Annotated in this window: 11 protein-coding genes; 6 read left to right on the top strand and 5 right to left on the bottom strand. The window is 62.1% G+C overall.

What is annotated here, in order from left to right:
- Nucleotides 1-313 precede the first annotated feature (313 nt).
- Nucleotides 314-727 carry a rubredoxin gene (locus tag BPHYT_RS39380; RefSeq protein WP_012428870.1) on the top strand — a complete coding sequence of 138 codons (414 nt, stop codon included), beginning with the start codon at nucleotides 314-316 and terminating at the stop codon, nucleotides 725-727.
- Between the two features lie 31 nt (nucleotides 728-758).
- Here the strand turns inward: BPHYT_RS39380 and BPHYT_RS35080 are convergent, their stop codons facing one another.
- Together BPHYT_RS35080 and BPHYT_RS35085 are read right to left on the bottom strand one after the other, a co-directional pair.
- Entirely contained in the window at nucleotides 759-1,613 is an 855-nt protein-coding gene (locus BPHYT_RS35080; protein ID WP_012428871.1) for an oxidoreductase, read from the bottom strand.
- Nucleotides 1,614-1,789: 176 nt separating this feature from the next.
- Nucleotides 1,790-2,719, bottom strand: a complete 930-nt coding sequence (locus BPHYT_RS35085; protein WP_012428872.1) for a LysR family transcriptional regulator — start codon at nucleotides 2,717-2,719, stop codon at nucleotides 1,790-1,792.
- A gap of 117 nt (nucleotides 2,720-2,836) precedes the next feature.
- Between BPHYT_RS35085 and lysA the strand changes: the two genes are divergently transcribed.
- The gene (gene lysA / locus BPHYT_RS35090) at nucleotides 2,837-4,078 is read left to right on the top strand and encodes a diaminopimelate decarboxylase (protein ID WP_012428873.1); all 1,242 of its coding nucleotides are present in this window, start codon (nucleotides 2,837-2,839) and stop codon (nucleotides 4,076-4,078) included.
- 24 nt (nucleotides 4,079-4,102) lie between these two features.
- On the opposite strand, the gene BPHYT_RS35095 is transcribed toward lysA, so the two are convergent.
- Nucleotides 4,103-5,023 (bottom strand): LysR substrate-binding domain-containing protein, encoded by a 921-nt coding sequence (locus BPHYT_RS35095; RefSeq protein WP_012428874.1) that lies wholly within the window; start codon nucleotides 5,021-5,023, stop codon nucleotides 4,103-4,105.
- Between the two features lie 122 nt (nucleotides 5,024-5,145).
- On the opposite strand from BPHYT_RS35095, the gene BPHYT_RS35100 reads away from it, so the two are divergent.
- Both BPHYT_RS35100 and BPHYT_RS35105 read left to right on the top strand, forming a co-directional pair.
- On the top strand, nucleotides 5,146-5,937 hold the full coding sequence (locus BPHYT_RS35100) for a transporter substrate-binding domain-containing protein (RefSeq protein WP_012428875.1): 792 nt from the start codon (nucleotides 5,146-5,148) through the stop codon (nucleotides 5,935-5,937).
- Nucleotides 5,938-5,968: 31 nt separating this feature from the next.
- A complete protein-coding gene (locus BPHYT_RS35105) occupies nucleotides 5,969-7,084 on the top strand; it encodes a succinylglutamate desuccinylase/aspartoacylase family protein (RefSeq protein ID WP_012428876.1) in 1,116 nt (371 codons plus the stop codon).
- Nucleotides 7,085-7,106: 22 nt separating this feature from the next.
- Here BPHYT_RS35105 and BPHYT_RS35110 read toward each other — a convergent pair whose 3' ends face one another.
- Both BPHYT_RS35110 and BPHYT_RS35115 read right to left on the bottom strand, forming a co-directional pair.
- Nucleotides 7,107-7,376 carry a cupin domain-containing protein gene (locus BPHYT_RS35110; protein WP_012428877.1) on the bottom strand — a complete coding sequence of 90 codons (270 nt, stop codon included), beginning with the start codon at nucleotides 7,374-7,376 and terminating at the stop codon, nucleotides 7,107-7,109.
- A 146-nt stretch (nucleotides 7,377-7,522) separates the two neighbouring features.
- The gene (locus BPHYT_RS35115; RefSeq protein WP_012428878.1) at nucleotides 7,523-9,676 is read right to left on the bottom strand and encodes a phosphocholine-specific phospholipase C; all 2,154 of its coding nucleotides are present in this window, start codon (nucleotides 9,674-9,676) and stop codon (nucleotides 7,523-7,525) included.
- Between the two features lie 583 nt (nucleotides 9,677-10,259).
- On the opposite strand from BPHYT_RS35115, the gene BPHYT_RS35125 reads away from it, so the two are divergent.
- Nucleotides 10,260-12,248, top strand: a complete 1,989-nt coding sequence (locus BPHYT_RS35125) for an amylo-alpha-1,6-glucosidase (protein ID WP_012428879.1) — start codon at nucleotides 10,260-10,262, stop codon at nucleotides 12,246-12,248.
- 51 nt (nucleotides 12,249-12,299) lie between these two features.
- A complete protein-coding gene (locus tag BPHYT_RS35130) occupies nucleotides 12,300-15,107 on the top strand; it encodes an MGH1-like glycoside hydrolase domain-containing protein (protein WP_012428880.1) in 2,808 nt (935 codons plus the stop codon).
- The last annotated feature ends 15 nt before the right edge of the window (nucleotides 15,108-15,122 follow it).

Raw genomic sequence — 15,122 nt, forward strand, 5'->3', positions numbered from 1 at the left:
CAGCTAATGCACGGCGGTTTGCGCTATTCGACATGCGTCGGCCGCGGACCCGTGTACCATTTCGCTTTTTCCGATCTTCAAGAATAGCCCGTGACTACGCAACAAATCCCTACCGCTTCCCGTAAATCCCTCACGCTGCTGCAATTGCTGGGCCTCATCGGTGCCGCCGGCCTGATCGCCGCGATCGTGCTGAACCAGTTCGTCTGATCCCCACGCAGAAGCCTCTGCGCGACGTTTCCGTCCCATGCCGGCACGCCTCAAGGCAGGCGCCTTGCGGGGCGCGTTGCCGGCTTCATCGAAATTCCGATTTGCCATGTACAAGAAGGGCGTAGCCGTAGAAATCCAGTTTTCCTCCGAGCGGCTCAACGACGGCGCGGGCGATCCCTACTGGATCGATCTGACGCAGGCCGAAGCGCAGCGACTGCTGGAGAGCCTGCAGGCGCGTCTCGCAGAGACCGGCGTGGGCACCGCCGCGCCCTTGGTGGTGAGCCTCGATGAAACGCCTGCGTCGTACGCGGCCGATGCGCCGCAGGCGGCTGAGTCCGCGGCTTCGGCGGACGATTTCAAGCAGTGGGTCTGCGTGATCTGCGGCTGGGTCTACGACGAAGCCGCAGGATTGCCGGAAGAGGGCATCGCACCAGGCACGCGCTGGGCGGACGTGCCGGCCGACTGGCGGTGTCCGCTTTGCGACGTGGGTAAGGAAGATTTCGCGCTGGTCGAGTTCTAAGCCCGGCCAACGCACGACGTACGCTTAAACATCAACCCGCGCCTTCCGGAAAATCCGCGCCCACGGTGGTGGCTTCCCACGCGTCGAAATCGCCGCGCATGAAGTCCAGCTTCTTACGCGCCAGTTCAAGCGCCATCTTGCCGAGCAGCAGGCGCAGCGGCGGCGTGTCCGACAGCGCGGCGTCGATAATGGCCTGCGCGGCTCGTACCGGGTCGCCCGCCTGCTTGCCGCTGCGCGCCTCGGTCTGCTTGCGGCGCTCACCGGCCGTGGCCGCGTAGTCGTCGATTACCGTGGCCGATTGTTTGATCGACGGACCCGCCCAGTTCGTGCGGAACGGCCCTGGTTCGACGATCAGCACGTCGATGCCGAGCGGTTTCACCTCAGCTGCCAGCGATTCGGATAGACCTTCCACCGCGTATTTGGTGGCGTGGTAATAGCCGGTCGCCGCGAAACTCGCAATGCCGCCGATCGACGAAACGTTGACGATCAAACCGCTATGCTGCTCGCGCATGATCGGCAAGACCGCCTTCGTGATATCGATCAGGCCGAACACATTGGTTTCGAACATGGCGCGGACTTCTTCGTCCTCGCCTTCCTCGATCGCCGCAAGATAGCCATAACCCGCATTGTTGACGAGCGCGTCGATGCGGCCGAAACGCTGCTTTGCTTGCGTCACCACGTCGTTGATCTGCTTGGGGTTCGTCACGTCGAGTGGCAGAACCAGTGCGCGATCGCCGTGCGCTTCGGCGATATCTTTCACTTTCGATGGATCGCGTGCGGTGACCACCGCGCGCCAGCCGCGCTCGAGCACCAGCTTTGCCAATTCGCGGCCAAAGCCGGTGGAACATCCTGTGATCAGCCAGACGGGATTGTCTCGATTCATCATTTGGGAAACTCCTGTTGATGGTCTACGACATGTGAAAACTCATGCGGCGCGAAGGCGCTGTGCGCGGTTCGCGTCCGCAATCGGTGTGCTGCTGTGCTTAGCTTGAAGCGTGCCCGGACTTTTCGGTGGTGGATGCCGGCAATGGCTGGCGCGCGTTGATTCGCGAACAAAAGCCGTCACTGCTGCTTGCGTCCGGTGTGGGATTTCAATTGTAGCCGCAGCGCGGCGGCTTCGCTTTGCAGCGCTCCAACGAACTCGCCAGCCAGCGGGTGCCCCGGACGATGCTCCGGTTGAATCACACTCACGCGAAACGGCAGCGATACGGCGAGCGGCCGGATATGCAGATGGCGTCCCACGAAATCGAGCGCTGTCAGCGGATTGACGATCGCGAGGCCAAGCCCTTGCCGTACGAAGCTGCACACGGACACCGCGGTAGGCGTTTCGACGATCTGGCGGCGCGCGATTCCCGCTTGCGCGAAGGTCTCGTCGATCTGAATGCGGTATGGATCGTTCGACGACAGGCTGATGAACGGTTGATTGGCGAAATCCTTCAGTGCGATCACACGCTTGCCGAGCAATGGATGGCCGTCGGGCAGCACGCACACTTCATCCACTTCGAGCAACGGCGTCAGACGCGTACCCGCCGGCGGTGCGCCGTGTTCGGCGAGGCCGAGGTCGTAGCGCTGGGCGGTCAGCCATTCCTCCAGAAACGGCGACTCCTGCGTCGCGATCGACAGACTCGCGCCCGGTTGCGAGTCGTGAAAGCGCTTCGCCGCGCCCGGCAAGATCGAATGTGAAAACGCGGGTAACGCGATGACGGAAAGCTGGCCGCCCTGGAATTCGCGCAGACTCGCGGCGGTAGACGCCACGCGTTCGAGCCCGACATACGCGCGCTTGATCTCGTCGAACAAGATGAGCGCGGACAGCGTGGGACGCAGCCGGCCATTCGTGCGTTCGAACAGGGCAAAGCCGATGCTCTGCTCCATGCGCGCCAGTTCGCGGCTGACCGTGGGCTGCGAGGTGAACAGCAGTTCGGCCGCTTTGGTGACGCTGCCCGCGGTCATCAATGCGCGGAAGACTTCGATATGCCGATGCGTGAGCGCCATGATTGCGTATATCAGGAATGAATGGACGTGCCAAGAATTGGTATTTTACTGAATGACGCGTTTTCAGCATCATGTCGCTCATACCAATGCTTCGACATGAAAAGAGACGGGACCGTGATGCCATTCAATCCGCAACAACTCGTCGAACTCGCTCACGAGCACGGCACGCCGCTGTGGGTCTACGACGCAGACACAATCCGCCGGCGCATTGCCGAATTGCGCAGCTTCGACGTGATTCGCTATGCGCAGAAGGCCTGTTCGAATCTGCATATCCTCAAACTGATGCGCGACGAAGGGGCGATGGTCGACGCGGTCTCTCTGGGCGAAATCAAACGCAGTCTAGCGGCGGGCTTCAAGCCGGACGGCGATCCAGAAGGCGTCGTGTTCACCGCCGATCTGATCGATCACGCGACGCTCGCCACCGTGATCGAGCATCGCATCACGGTCAATGCCGGATCGCTCGATATGCTCGAACAGATAGGACGGCATGCGCCCGAAGGTCATCGCGTGTGGCTGCGGATCAATCCGGGCTTCGGGCATGGGCATAGCAACAAGACCAACACGGGCGGCGAGCATAGCAAGCACGGCATCTGGCTCGACGATGTGCCGCGAGCGGTCGAGCTGGTCCGGCGTTATCGCCTCAAGCTGGTCGGGTTGCACATGCATATCGGTTCGGGCGTCGACTATGGACATCTGTCGCGTGTCTGCGAGGCGATGGTCGAAGCCGTGAAGGGCCTGGGCCACGATATCGAAGCGATTTCCGCCGGCGGTGGCTTGTCGGTGCCGTATCGCGAAGGCGAGCCCGATATCGATGTCGCGCATTACTTCCGCCTCTGGGATGCGGCGCGCCGGCAGATCGAAACGCATGTCGGGCATCGCGTGAGGCTGGAAATCGAGCCGGGGCGCTTTCTGGTCGCGCAATCAGGCGTGCTCGTCGCCGAAGTTCACGCGTTGAATCGACGTCCCGCGCAGCAGTTTGCTTTGCTCGATGCCGGATTCAACGACCTCGTGCGGCCGTCTTTTTACGGCAGTCATCATGAGATGACGGTGTTGAGGCGCGACGGCGCGTTAAGCGAAGCGCCAATCGATTCATTCGCGGTGGCCGGGCCGCTCTGCGAAGCCGGCGATGTCTTCACGCAAGCCGAAAGCGGCGTCATCACGAACCGCTCAATACACACGCCTGAAGTGGGCGACTTCATCGTGTTTCACGATGCAGGCGCGTATGGCGCGTCGATGTCCTCGAACTACAACAGCCGCCCGCTTGCGCCCGAGGTGTTGCTCGATCATGGCAAGCCGCGGTTGATCCGCCGGCGCCAGACTATCGACGAGTTGCTCGCGCTCGAAGAAACGGCGGCCTGATTTCAGCGCCGCGGCAACACCGCTTCAACGCGCCCGCACCGTGCGCGTGTACGAAGCGATCATGGTCGCGAGTTCCTGCGCGGCGGGCGTAAGCGGAATGGCCGCGCGCTGCAGCAGGCAAACGTTCTGTTCGACCGCGCGCTCGCGCACCGGAATAGCGGTGAGCGTGCTCGCAAACGGTCCGCGCTTCACCACGATCGACGCTTCGAGCGACAGGCAATCCGTCGCGCTCACCAGATGCAGCGTTTCGTACAGGCCTTCAACCGTCGCGACGATTTTCGGCGACGGCAAGCCATGGCTTTCGAACAGATGGTTCAGGCGGCTGATTTGCGGATCGTCCGTAAGATTCGGCGAGCGTGTGGCGACCCACGTGCAATCGACGAGTTCGGCCAGTGAGGTCGCACCGGCCTTCGGATGCCCCTGACGGCAGACGATCACCGGATCGGACGGATACAGCGGCGTGACCGAGAGATCGGCAGTGTCCGTGTGCTTCGACACCAGCGCCACCGCGAAATCCAACGTGCCTTCGCGAATCCACGAAATCATCATGCGCGACGTGCCGGTGCGCAGATGCACCGCGACCCGCTCGAAGCGCGTGCGAAATTCCATCAGCACCGGTGCAAAGGCATCGATCAACGGTTCGGTCGTCATGCCGAACGTCACCTCGCCGACGTAGTCGCCGCGCAGTTGCTGCACTTCCTGCTCCGCGCGTTCGCATTCGCCGATGATCGCGCCCGCGCGCTGCAACAACCGCTGGCCAAGGGCCGTCAGCGCAATGCCGCGGTTCGTGCGAATGAACAGGGTCGCGCCGAGCATCGATTCGAGATTCTGCAACTGCTGCGTGATGCCGCTCTGCGCGATGCCGAGCGCCCGCGAAGCCGCGCGGATGCTGCCATGCTCGGCCACGGCCGTGAACGCGCGAAGCTGGGAAATCGTCAATGCCATGAGGGATCGCCAGTGCAGTGATCGGTAAAAGTGATCATGATAGTCCGAACGGGACTTCTTTGAGGCGCGGACGCGGCTTAGGATAGCTCCGTCGTCATTCGCCCACCCACACTCCGTCTCCCATGAAAATTCCGCTGACAATCCTGGGTGCTGCATTGAGCACCGCGTTGAGCGCCGCGCTGGCGTTCAGCACCAGCGCGTTCGCCGTCGAGCCCACCACGCTGCGCCTCGGTATCGACCCGAGCTATCCACCGATGGACGCCAAGGCGCCCGACGGCAGTTTCAAAGGTTTCGACGTCGATCTCGGCAACGAAATCTGCAAGCGCATCCACGCGCGCTGCCAGTGGGTTGAACTCGAATTCTCCGGGATGATTCCGGCGCTGCAGGCGCGCAAGATCGACGCGATCCTTTCGTCGATGGCGATCACGGAGAAGCGCGAGCAGCAGATTCTGTTTTCGTCGAAGCTCTTCCAGTTCAAATCGCGGCTGATCGCGCGGCAAGGTTCGGCGCTCGCGGGCGGCACGAACGCACTGGCCGGCAAGCAGATCGGTGTGCAGTCGGGCACGCAGTTCGAGGGCTATGCGCTGAAGAACTGGGCGCCGCTCGGCGCGCATGTGGTGGCGTACAAGAGTCAGGACGAAGTGTTCGCCGACTTGCAGAACGGGCGCCTGGACGGCGCATTGCTCGGCTCCGTGGAAGCGGACATCGGTTTCCTGCGCACGCCGGCGGGGAAGGGTTTTGCGTTTGTCGGCGAACCGCTTTCAATGGGCGATCGCGGCGTGGGCATCGGCTTGCGCAAGGATGAAACGGCGGTGCAGGCCTCCATCAACGCGGCAATCGCCTCAATGCTCAAGGACGGCACGTACGCTCAGATCGCGAAGAAGTACTTCGACTTCGATCCGTACGGCAATTGATTTTCCGACTTCTCTTTACAGACTCCCGCTCATGAACAGGCAATCGATTCCGCTTCTCTCGCCGGCTATCGGCACGCACCGCGAACTGGTGTCGTTTCATTTCGGCCCGGTGAATAGTGGGCAGAAGATTTATATCCAGTCGTCGCTGCATGCCGATGAAACCCCTGCGATGTTGACGACCGTTCTGCTCAAACGTCGATTGCTCGAACTGGAAAAGCAGGGCGCGCTGAACGCGCAAATCGTGCTGGTGCCGGTGGCGAATCCGGTCGGGCTCGGGCAATACGTGCTCGGCCAGTTTCTCGGCCGTTTCGATCTGGGTAGTGGGAAGAATTTCAATCGTCACTTTCTGCAGTTCTCGAAGCTGGTCGCGCGTGCGAAAGAAACGCTGGGCTCGGATGCAACCGAAAACGTGCGACTGGTGCGGCAATTGATTGCCGAAGAATTGGCCGATCAGAAACCGTTGACCGAGTTCGAATCGCTGCAACTGGCGTTGCTGAAGCTCTCGTTCGATGCGGACGTGATTATCGATCTGCATTGTTCGCTCGAAGCGGCCATGCATCTCTACACCAGCGAGGCCGCGTGGCCGGAGTTCGAACCGTTGTCGCGCTATCTCGGCGCGCAGGCGTCGTTGCTGGCCACCAATTCAGGTGGCGAATCGTTCGATGAAACGCACAGCCTGTTGTGGTGGACATTGCAGCAGGAGTTGCCGGCCGACAAGCCGGTGCCGAACGGTGCGATTGCCGTGACCGTGGAATGCCGCGGACAGCGCGACGTATCCTATGAAGTCGCGCAGGAAGATGCGGACGCGCTCGTCGATTATCTTGTGTGGCGCAAGGCGATCAAGCTCGATGCCAAGCCGCTGCCGGAGCTACTATCGCCAGCGACGCCGCTCGCCGGCAGTGAGCAGTTTTACGCACCTGTCAGCGGGATTCTGATTCACCGCGCGAAGATCGGCGACACGATTCGCGCCGGACAAGCGCTGTTCGATATCGTCGATCCGCTCACCGACGAGACGACCACGATCGCCAGCAAAACCGAAGGCGTGTTTTACATGCGACGCGCGATTCGTTTCGTAACGGCTGGCGCGCCGCTCGGTCGTGTGACGGGCACGCGGCCTTTCAGAACCGGGGTTTTGCTGGGGGCTTGACGTTTCTTATGAAGGCCGCGCCTTACTGCTTTCTTCCCACCAGATACGTTACGCCGTTCGGACCATAGCGCTCCGAGTGCGGTTTGTTCGCCGGCAAATGGAAGACGTCGCCGACGCGATACGCCCGCTCTTCGTCGTCCACGCGGATGCTCAGTTCGCCTTCCAGGATCAGGGCGCGGGCTTCGAATGGATGCTCATGAACGTCCATCTCGACGTTCGCCTCGCGCGTGACAACCACGGCGTCGGGGAAGCCTTCTTTCGTCAGGCTTTCGGTGAATGCGTTACGGTCCATGATGTGCCGATCGGCAGGAAGTGGGGAGCACTGACTGTAACGCTATCCGCCCTTTCGTGCAGGACGTCACGCATGACCACACAGCGGCGCTGGGCTTCGATCAAGCATGCCTGCGTTGACCGAAGCCCATTCACCTCGAGGCGCCCTTAATTCACCACCAACACCGGCGCCACCGCCGCTGGATCGCTAATGCTCGGCCGCCCGTTCTCGACGTGACCCGCAACACGGCGCGAGAAGCTTGCGTCGTCATTACTCGTCACCGTCAAGTCGTACCAGTGATGGCTCGACGCCAGCACCCACGCTTCTTCGATATGCGCGCCCGCCGGCACCAGCACCGGACGCGGACGCGCACCGTACGCGTTGTCCGTCACGGTCAAGCGCGCAATGCCGCTGCCCTTGTTGCTGAACTTCAGGAACACGTTGCCGTTCGCGGCGTCGTATTGCACCTTCACTTCCGGCTCGGACGCTTTGTTCTTGCCGTGGCCTGCTGCGATCTGCGCGTTCTGCGCTGTCGCCTGCTGCGTGTTGCCGGCGAACTTGCGCACGAAACCGTTCGGCCCGAACACTTCGAAGCTGTACACGCCGTTGGTCATCGTGAGATCGAAAGTCTCGTTGATCGACTTGCCGGCTTCAACGGTGTAACGCCACGGACCATCCGTGCGATTCGTCGCGTACATGTAGAAATGTGCGCCCTGGTCGCCGGTGTTGCCGATCGCGATCTCGAACGTATTTTTCTTCTCGTTGGCCTGGCCGTTCACATGCAACTCATACGGCAGCGCGCGCGCGAAACGAATGCCGCTTTCCTGCGGATCGATGGCGCCCGGCGTCGCGGGAACAGTCGGCTTTGGCTGCGTGGCGCATTGGTTATCGGCGATGCTCTTGTAGTTGCTCGTGTCCGGCAGCGGCGGCACTTTCGAATCCGGCGTGCGGAAGTCGAAAGCCGTGGTCAGGTCGCCGCACACCGCGCGGCGCCATGCCGTGATGTTCGGCTCGTACACGCCAAAGCGTGCTTCAATGAAGCGAATCACCGACGTGTGATCGAACACCTGCGAGCAGACAAAGCCGCCCTTGCTCCACGGCGACACGATCGTCATCGGCACGCGCGGGCCGAGGCCATACGGCAGGCCGTCGGCGGTGTAGCTGCCGCCGCGCGCCGGATTCACCACGTTGTGAATTTCGCCTTCGGTGCTGACCGTCGACTTGCCTTGCGCGCCGGTCGTCGCCGGTTGCGGCGGCACGAGGTGATCGAAGAAGCCGTCGTTCTCGTCGTACATGATGAACAGCACGGTCTTGCTCCACACTTCGGGATTCGACGTCAACGCATCCAGAATCTGTGAGGTGTACTCCGCGCCGTATGCGGGCGTATAGCTCGGGTGTTCCGAGTACGCGGCCGGCGGACACAGCCACGACACTTGCGGCAGCTTGTTGGCGAGCACATCGGCCTTCAGGTCGTCGATGGTGCGCACGGTTTGCGCACGCTCGTACAACGGCGAACCCGGCTGCGCGTTGATGAAGTTCGTGAAGTTCTGCAGGATGTTGGTGCCGTAGTTGCCGTTCAACGGATCGGCGCCGGTCAGGCCCTGCTGGTACACCTGCCACGAAATGCCCGCGTTTTGCAGACGCTCCGGGTACGTGGTCCACGAGAGCAACTGATAATTCGGCGGACCGTCGCCGTCGACGAAATCGTTGTTGTCGAGGAGCGGTCCGCCCAGCGTGCCGCTCGGATCGACCATGCCGGTCATCAGATACGAGCGGTTCGGGTGCGTCGGTCCCGGCAGCGAGCAGAAGTAGGCGTCGCAGACGGTGAATGCATCGGCCAGCGCGTAGTGGAACGGAATGTCGCTGCGCAGGTGATAGCCCATCGTCATGTCGGTCTTGTTGGCGGGCCACTGGTCGTAGCGGCCGCCGTCGATTGCGGCGTGGGTCTTGTACCAGGAGTGATCCAGATCGCCGACGCATTGCGCACTGGTGGTCGCCGTGTTCAGATGGAACGGCAGGACCGGCTGGGTCGGATCTTCCTTCGACGGTTGGTACCACACCGGCTTGCCGTTCGGCAGCGGAATCGGGAAGCGGTCGTTGTAGCCACGCACGCCGCGCATGTGGCCGAAGTAGTGGTCGAACGAGCGGTTCTCCTGCATGAACACGACGATGTGCTCGACATCGCGAATCGTGCCGGTGCGCGAAAACGCGGGAACGGCGAGCGCATTGCGAATCGACTCGGGCAGCGCGGTCAGCGCGGCAGCAGCGCCGGCGGATGAAGCCACGGTCTGCAGGAAACGGCGACGGCTATTTGATGTCATCGAATATCACCTTCTGCGGGGAGGAAGAATAGCGCGCCACGCGCGCCGGTGGAATCGGGTTAGTTGCTGTTGGCGCTGTCGCCGGGTGCGTAATGCATGACAGGCGCGACTTGCTGGTTGTCCGCGGCGAGACTGGCTTGCATGTTCTGCGTGATTGGATCGGAGGCCGCTGCGGGGTCGGCTGCGAGCGGCGAAGATGCGTTGAGCGTTGGCGTCGCGAGAGAGGCAGCCGCATTCGGCGCGGCGTCGTTGTTCGCAACGGCCGGCGTTGAAGAGGCTGCCGACGGTGCGGAATCATCCGCACCACAACCGCTCAACGCTAAAGTTGTAAGTGCAACCAAAGCGGCACACGCGAGGCGTTGGTTTCTTCTCATGTCTGCATCCCGTTTCGTGAAAGCGGGTGCAGTCTCCAACCCTTTCAAGAAATAATTGTGAAACGTTTGCGAGTGGTAAAAGTTGCGTCGATAAGTCGGTTTTTCGAAAGGAAGTGGAAAGTGATAAGTAGGAGAATGGTCACCGCGGCGCCTCATGGCTGACATTCAGGCGCACTAAAGATGAATGGCTTTGCCTAACCGGTGAGTTCATGACACACATCGAACGACCTTTCGACATGACGCGTCTCGAAGACGAATGGCTGGAAGCGGACGGCTTCGGCGGATTCGCGTCAGGAACCGTGGGCACGCTGCGCACGCGCCGCTATCACGCGCTGCTGCTTACCGCGACACGCGCGCCAGGCGGTCGCGTGGTGCTCGTGAACGGTGTGGAGGCGTGGCTCGAAGCGAACAACGGCGCGCGTTATCCGTTGAGCATGCAGCGATACGTGCCGGACGTTGTCTATCCGGACCTGACCACGAGTCTTGTCTCGTTCGATACGAAGCCGTGGCCAACATGGCGCGTTCAGATCGGTGCGAGTGCTGTATTGACTGCTGAGGTGTTCGTCAGCAAAGCGACTCGCGAAACGGTTTTGCGTTGGCGGCTGGAGGAGGGTGCGGGAGTCGATTCCGAAACGAACGCGCTCACGTTGAAAGTCAGGCCGCTGCTGTCGGGCCGCGACTACCACGCGCTGCACCATGAGAACGCCGCGTTCAACTTCAACGCGCAGACAAGCAGCGACCAGGCCAGCGTAGATTGGCAACCATACGGCGACTTGCCGGTGATCCATGCCGCGACCAACGGCGTCTACACGCATGCGCCCGACTGGTATCGCAACTTCTGCTACCTCCGCGAGCGGGAGCGCGGCCTCGACTTCAGCGAGGATCTCGCGACGCCCGGCGTGTTCAGCTTAAATCTCGCCGATGGTGAAGCGGTGATGATTCTCAGCGCATCAGGCGCTACTAGCGTGACGCAACCGGCAACCGCAAAAGCGGCGGCCATCCGCGCAACAGAACTCGCACGCATCGAACAACAGCGCCGCGACGCGCTCGGCTCGCGGTTGCAGCGCTCCGCCGACGCATATGTCGTGTCGCGCAACGAAGGCCGCACGATCCTCGCGGGCTTTCCGTGGTTCACCGACTGGGGCCGCGACACCTTCATCGCGATGCGCGGCTTGCTGATCGCCTCGGGCCGCCTCGACGACGCCGAAGCGATCCTGCTCGAATGGTCGGGCACGTTGTCGGAAGGCATGTTGCCGAATCGCTTTCCCGACTATGGCGATACACCGGAATACAACTCCGTCGACGCATCGTTGTGGTTCATCGTCGCCGTGCACGATTATCTGGCCACGCGTCACGCGAGCGCTGCAACGCAGCAGCGCCTGCAACAGGCATGCGAAGCCATCCTCACGGGTTATACGAAGGGCACGCGCTTCAACATCCAGGCGTCGGCCGACGATGGCCTGCTGAGCGCCGGCACACGCGGCGTGCAACTCACGTGGATGGATGCGAAAGTCGGCGACTGGGTGGTCACGCCGCGCATCGGCAAACCGGTCGAGGTGCAAGCACTTTGGATCAACGCGTTGCGCATTGCAGCAACCTGGAATCCGCAATGGCAGCCGGTCGCCGAGCGGGCGTTGCAAGCGTTTCATGAACGCTTTGTCGATCCGTCCACGCAAGCGCTGTTCGACAACGTGGACGTCGACCACGTAAAAGGCGCGATAGATCGGGCGATCCGGCCCAATCAGATCTTTGCTCTGGGCGGCCTGCCGTTTCCCTTGCTCGACGGCGCGGTGGCGCGCGCGGTGCTCGATCAGGTCGAAGCGCAATTGCTTACGCCGCTAGGACTGAGGACGCTCGCTCCGTCCGATCCTGCCTATCGTGGACATTACGGCGGGTCTCCACTAGAGCGCGATGGCGCCTATCATCAAGGAACCGTGTGGCCGTGGCTGCTCGGTCCGTTCGTCGAAGCGTGGCTGCGAGTCAACGGCGGCGCGGCGGATGCCCGCATGCAGGCGAAAACGCGCTTTCTCGATCCGCTCTACGCGCATCTCGACCACGCCGGTCTCGACCATCTCTCCGAAATCGCCGACGGCGATGCGCCGCACGCGCCCGCCGGCACCCCGTTTCAGGCGTGGTCGCTCGGAGAGTTGCTGCGCATTGAACACCTGCTTGCCGGGTTGGCGACCGCCGGCGCCTAAACCGCGCTACGATGTGTGTCCCACCGCCAAGCCCGATGCAAGGATGTAGTCATGCCACCGCTGCGCGCTGCCAATCTGCTCGCCACCATTGAAGGTTCACGGCTGCATTCGGCCGACTGCGCGCATTGGCAGCGCTGGGGGCCGTATCTCAGCGAGCGGCAATGGGGCACGGTGCGCGAGGATTACAGTCCGGACGGCACTGCCTGGGACTATTTTCCGCACGACCATGCGCGCAGCCGTGCGTATCGCTGGGGCGAGGACGGCATTGCCGGTTTTGGCGACGACAAACTCAGCTGGTGCGTCTCGCTCGCGCTGTGGAATCGGAAAGACGCGATCCTGAAAGAGCGCCTGTTCGGTGTCACGAATGCGCAGGGCAATCATGGCGAGGACGTGAAGGAGCTGTACTTCTACGTCGACGGCACGCCGACGCATTCGTATATGCGCATGCTCTACAAGTATCCGCACGCCGCCTATCCGTACGACGACCTCGTTCAGGAAAACGCGCGCCGTGGCGGCGACATGCCGGAGTACGAAATTCTCGACACGGGCGTGTTCGACGATTCGCGCTACTTCGATGTGCAGGTGGAGTACGCCAAACACGCGCCGGACGACATCCTCATGCGCGTGACCATCGAGAATCGCGCGGATCAGGCGGCCTCGCTCGATGTGCTGCCCCAAATCTGGGCGCGCAATTCGTGGTCTTGGAAGGAGAGCAACGACAAGCCCTCGCTCGTCGCCGGCACGGACCATAACGGCGGGGCGCAGGTGGTCGGGCACCAGCATGGGCATGAGCCGATTGTCGTGACGGCCTGGTCGAAAGACGTGCCGCAGGTGACGTGGCTCTTCTGCGAGAACGACACCAACGTCAAGCGCCTCTTCAACATGGACGGTGCTGGGCCGTTCAAAGACGGCTTCAACGACTATCTGGTGCATGGCGATGAACAGGCGATCCGCCGCGACACCGGCACTAAGGCCGGCGCGCATGCCGCGATCGAGCTCGAAGCGTATGGACGCGCCGTGGTGTACATGCGCTGGCGTCCGCAGTCGAGTCCTGACGACGTGCAACTCGATGCCGATGCGATCTTCGCGCGCCGCATCGCCGAGGCCGACGAATTCTATGGCGCGCTGCAACACGAGATCGCCGACCCCGACGCGCGGCTCGTGCAGCGTCAGGCGCTCGCCGGCATGCTGTGGTCGAAGCAGTACTACCAGTACGACGTGCAGCGCTGGCTCGAAGGCGATCCGCTTCAGCCGACGCCGCCCGCCAGTCGCAAACAAGGCCGCAATCGGGACTGGCGGCATCTGTGCAACGCGGACATCGTGTCGATGCCCGACAAGTGGGAATACCCGTGGTATGCATCATGGGACCTGGCGTTTCATGCGGCCGCGTTCGCGTTGATCGACCCGGCCTTCGCGAAGCGGCAACTGCTGTTGCTGGTGAAAGACCGCTATCAGCATCCGAACGGTCAGATTCCCGCCTATGAATGGGCGCTTGGCGACGCCAATCCGCCTGTGCATGCGTGGGCCGCGTGGCGCGTGTATGAAATTGACCGCGCGCTCACCGGCAAGGCGGATCGCGATTTTCTGGAACTTGTCTTCCATAAGCTACTGCTGAATTTCTCGTGGTGGGTGAATCGCAAGGACGCCGACGGCCACAATATTTTTCAGGGCGGCTTTCTCGGGCTGGATAACGTCGGGATTTTCGACCGCTCATCGCCGTTGCCTACCGGCGGGCACATCGATCAGTCCGACGGCACGGCCTGGATGGCCGCGTACGCGCTCGACCTGATGCGTATCGCGCTCGAACTCGCGTACGCCAATCATGTGTTCGTCGACATTGGCGTTAAGTTCTTCGAGCACTTTCTGTATATCGCCGAGGCGGTGAGTTGCGACGACGGCTGCGAAACCGGTCTCTGGGACAACGAGGACGAGTTCTTCTACGACAAGCTGCATCTGCCGGACGGGAGCAGCATTCCTATGCGGCTGCGTTCGATCGTGGGGCTGATTCCCCTATTCGCGGTGCACGTGCTCGAAGAGCGTCTGCACGGCGGCTTGCCGGGTCTGCGCGAACGGCTGGTCTGGTTCCTCGAGCATCGCCCCGATCTGGCGAAGCTGGTCTCGCGCTGGAACGAGCCGGGCAAAGGCAATGCGCTACTGCTCTCGCTATTGCGCGGGCATCGCATGAAAGCGTTGTTGCGCCGCGCGCTCGACGAAAGTGAATTCCTGTCCGATCATGGCGTGCGGGCGCTGTCGCAATACCATCGCGATCATCCGTTCGTGTTCAACCACAACGGCGACAGTTTTACCGTCAAATACTTGCCGGCCGAATCCGATACGCGTGTGTTCGGCGGCAATTCGAACTGGCGCGGTCCGATATGGATGCCGGTGAACTATCTGCTGATCGAATCGCTATACGAATTTCACCGCTATTACGGCGACGATTTCAAAGTCGAGTATCCGACTGGTTCGGGCGAGAAGTTCTCTCTGAGCCAGATTGCAGACGAACTGGCGCGCCGCTGCACCACGCTGTTTCTGAAGAACAAGGACGGCGAGCGTCCGGTAATGGGCGCTTACCCGCAATTGCAGGCCGATCCGCGTTCACGCGACCTGATCCTGTTCCACGAGTATTTCCACGGCGATAACGGGCGCGGCGTGGGCGCTTCGCATCAGACCGGCTGGACCGGGCTGGTTGCGTTGCTGTTGCAGCCGCGCGCGATGAGCGCGTCGGGCAACGTGCCGCTGGCGGGCGAAACGGATCAGGCGCCGATTCCGACGTCGCCTTCGGCGCAAGCCGCGGCGCCCGCATGCCCGGTCGAGGCGGCGCCGGCTGCCGAACCGGCGCATGCGTCGGCGAAGTAGCGCGCGGCGGCGGCA

The sequence above is a fragment of the Paraburkholderia phytofirmans PsJN genome, assembly GCF_000020125.1.
Lineage (GTDB): Bacteria > Pseudomonadota > Gammaproteobacteria > Burkholderiales > Burkholderiaceae > Paraburkholderia > Paraburkholderia phytofirmans.

What these genes read in the sequence shown, in the direction of transcription:
- BPHYT_RS39380 (WP_012428870.1), top strand. Translation starts at nt 314, where the DNA reads ATGTACAAGAAGGGCGTAGCCGTAGAAATCCAGTTTTCCTCCGAGCGG.
- BPHYT_RS35080 (WP_012428871.1), bottom strand. Translation starts at nt 1,613, where the DNA reads ATGATGAATCGAGACAATCCCGTCTGGCTGATCACAGGATGTTCCACC.
- BPHYT_RS35085 (WP_012428872.1), bottom strand. Translation starts at nt 2,719, where the DNA reads ATGGCGCTCACGCATCGGCATATCGAAGTCTTCCGCGCATTGATGACC.
- lysA (WP_012428873.1), top strand. Translation starts at nt 2,837, where the DNA reads ATGCCATTCAATCCGCAACAACTCGTCGAACTCGCTCACGAGCACGGC.
- BPHYT_RS35095 (WP_012428874.1), bottom strand. Translation starts at nt 5,023, where the DNA reads ATGGCATTGACGATTTCCCAGCTTCGCGCGTTCACGGCCGTGGCCGAG.
- BPHYT_RS35100 (WP_012428875.1), top strand. Translation starts at nt 5,146, where the DNA reads ATGAAAATTCCGCTGACAATCCTGGGTGCTGCATTGAGCACCGCGTTG.
- BPHYT_RS35105 (WP_012428876.1), top strand. Translation starts at nt 5,969, where the DNA reads ATGAACAGGCAATCGATTCCGCTTCTCTCGCCGGCTATCGGCACGCAC.
- BPHYT_RS35110 (WP_012428877.1), bottom strand. Translation starts at nt 7,376, where the DNA reads ATGGACCGTAACGCATTCACCGAAAGCCTGACGAAAGAAGGCTTCCCC.
- BPHYT_RS35115 (WP_012428878.1), bottom strand. Translation starts at nt 9,676, where the DNA reads ATGACATCAAATAGCCGTCGCCGTTTCCTGCAGACCGTGGCTTCATCC.
- BPHYT_RS35125 (WP_012428879.1), top strand. Translation starts at nt 10,260, where the DNA reads ATGACACACATCGAACGACCTTTCGACATGACGCGTCTCGAAGACGAA.
- BPHYT_RS35130 (WP_012428880.1), top strand. Translation starts at nt 12,300, where the DNA reads ATGCCACCGCTGCGCGCTGCCAATCTGCTCGCCACCATTGAAGGTTCA.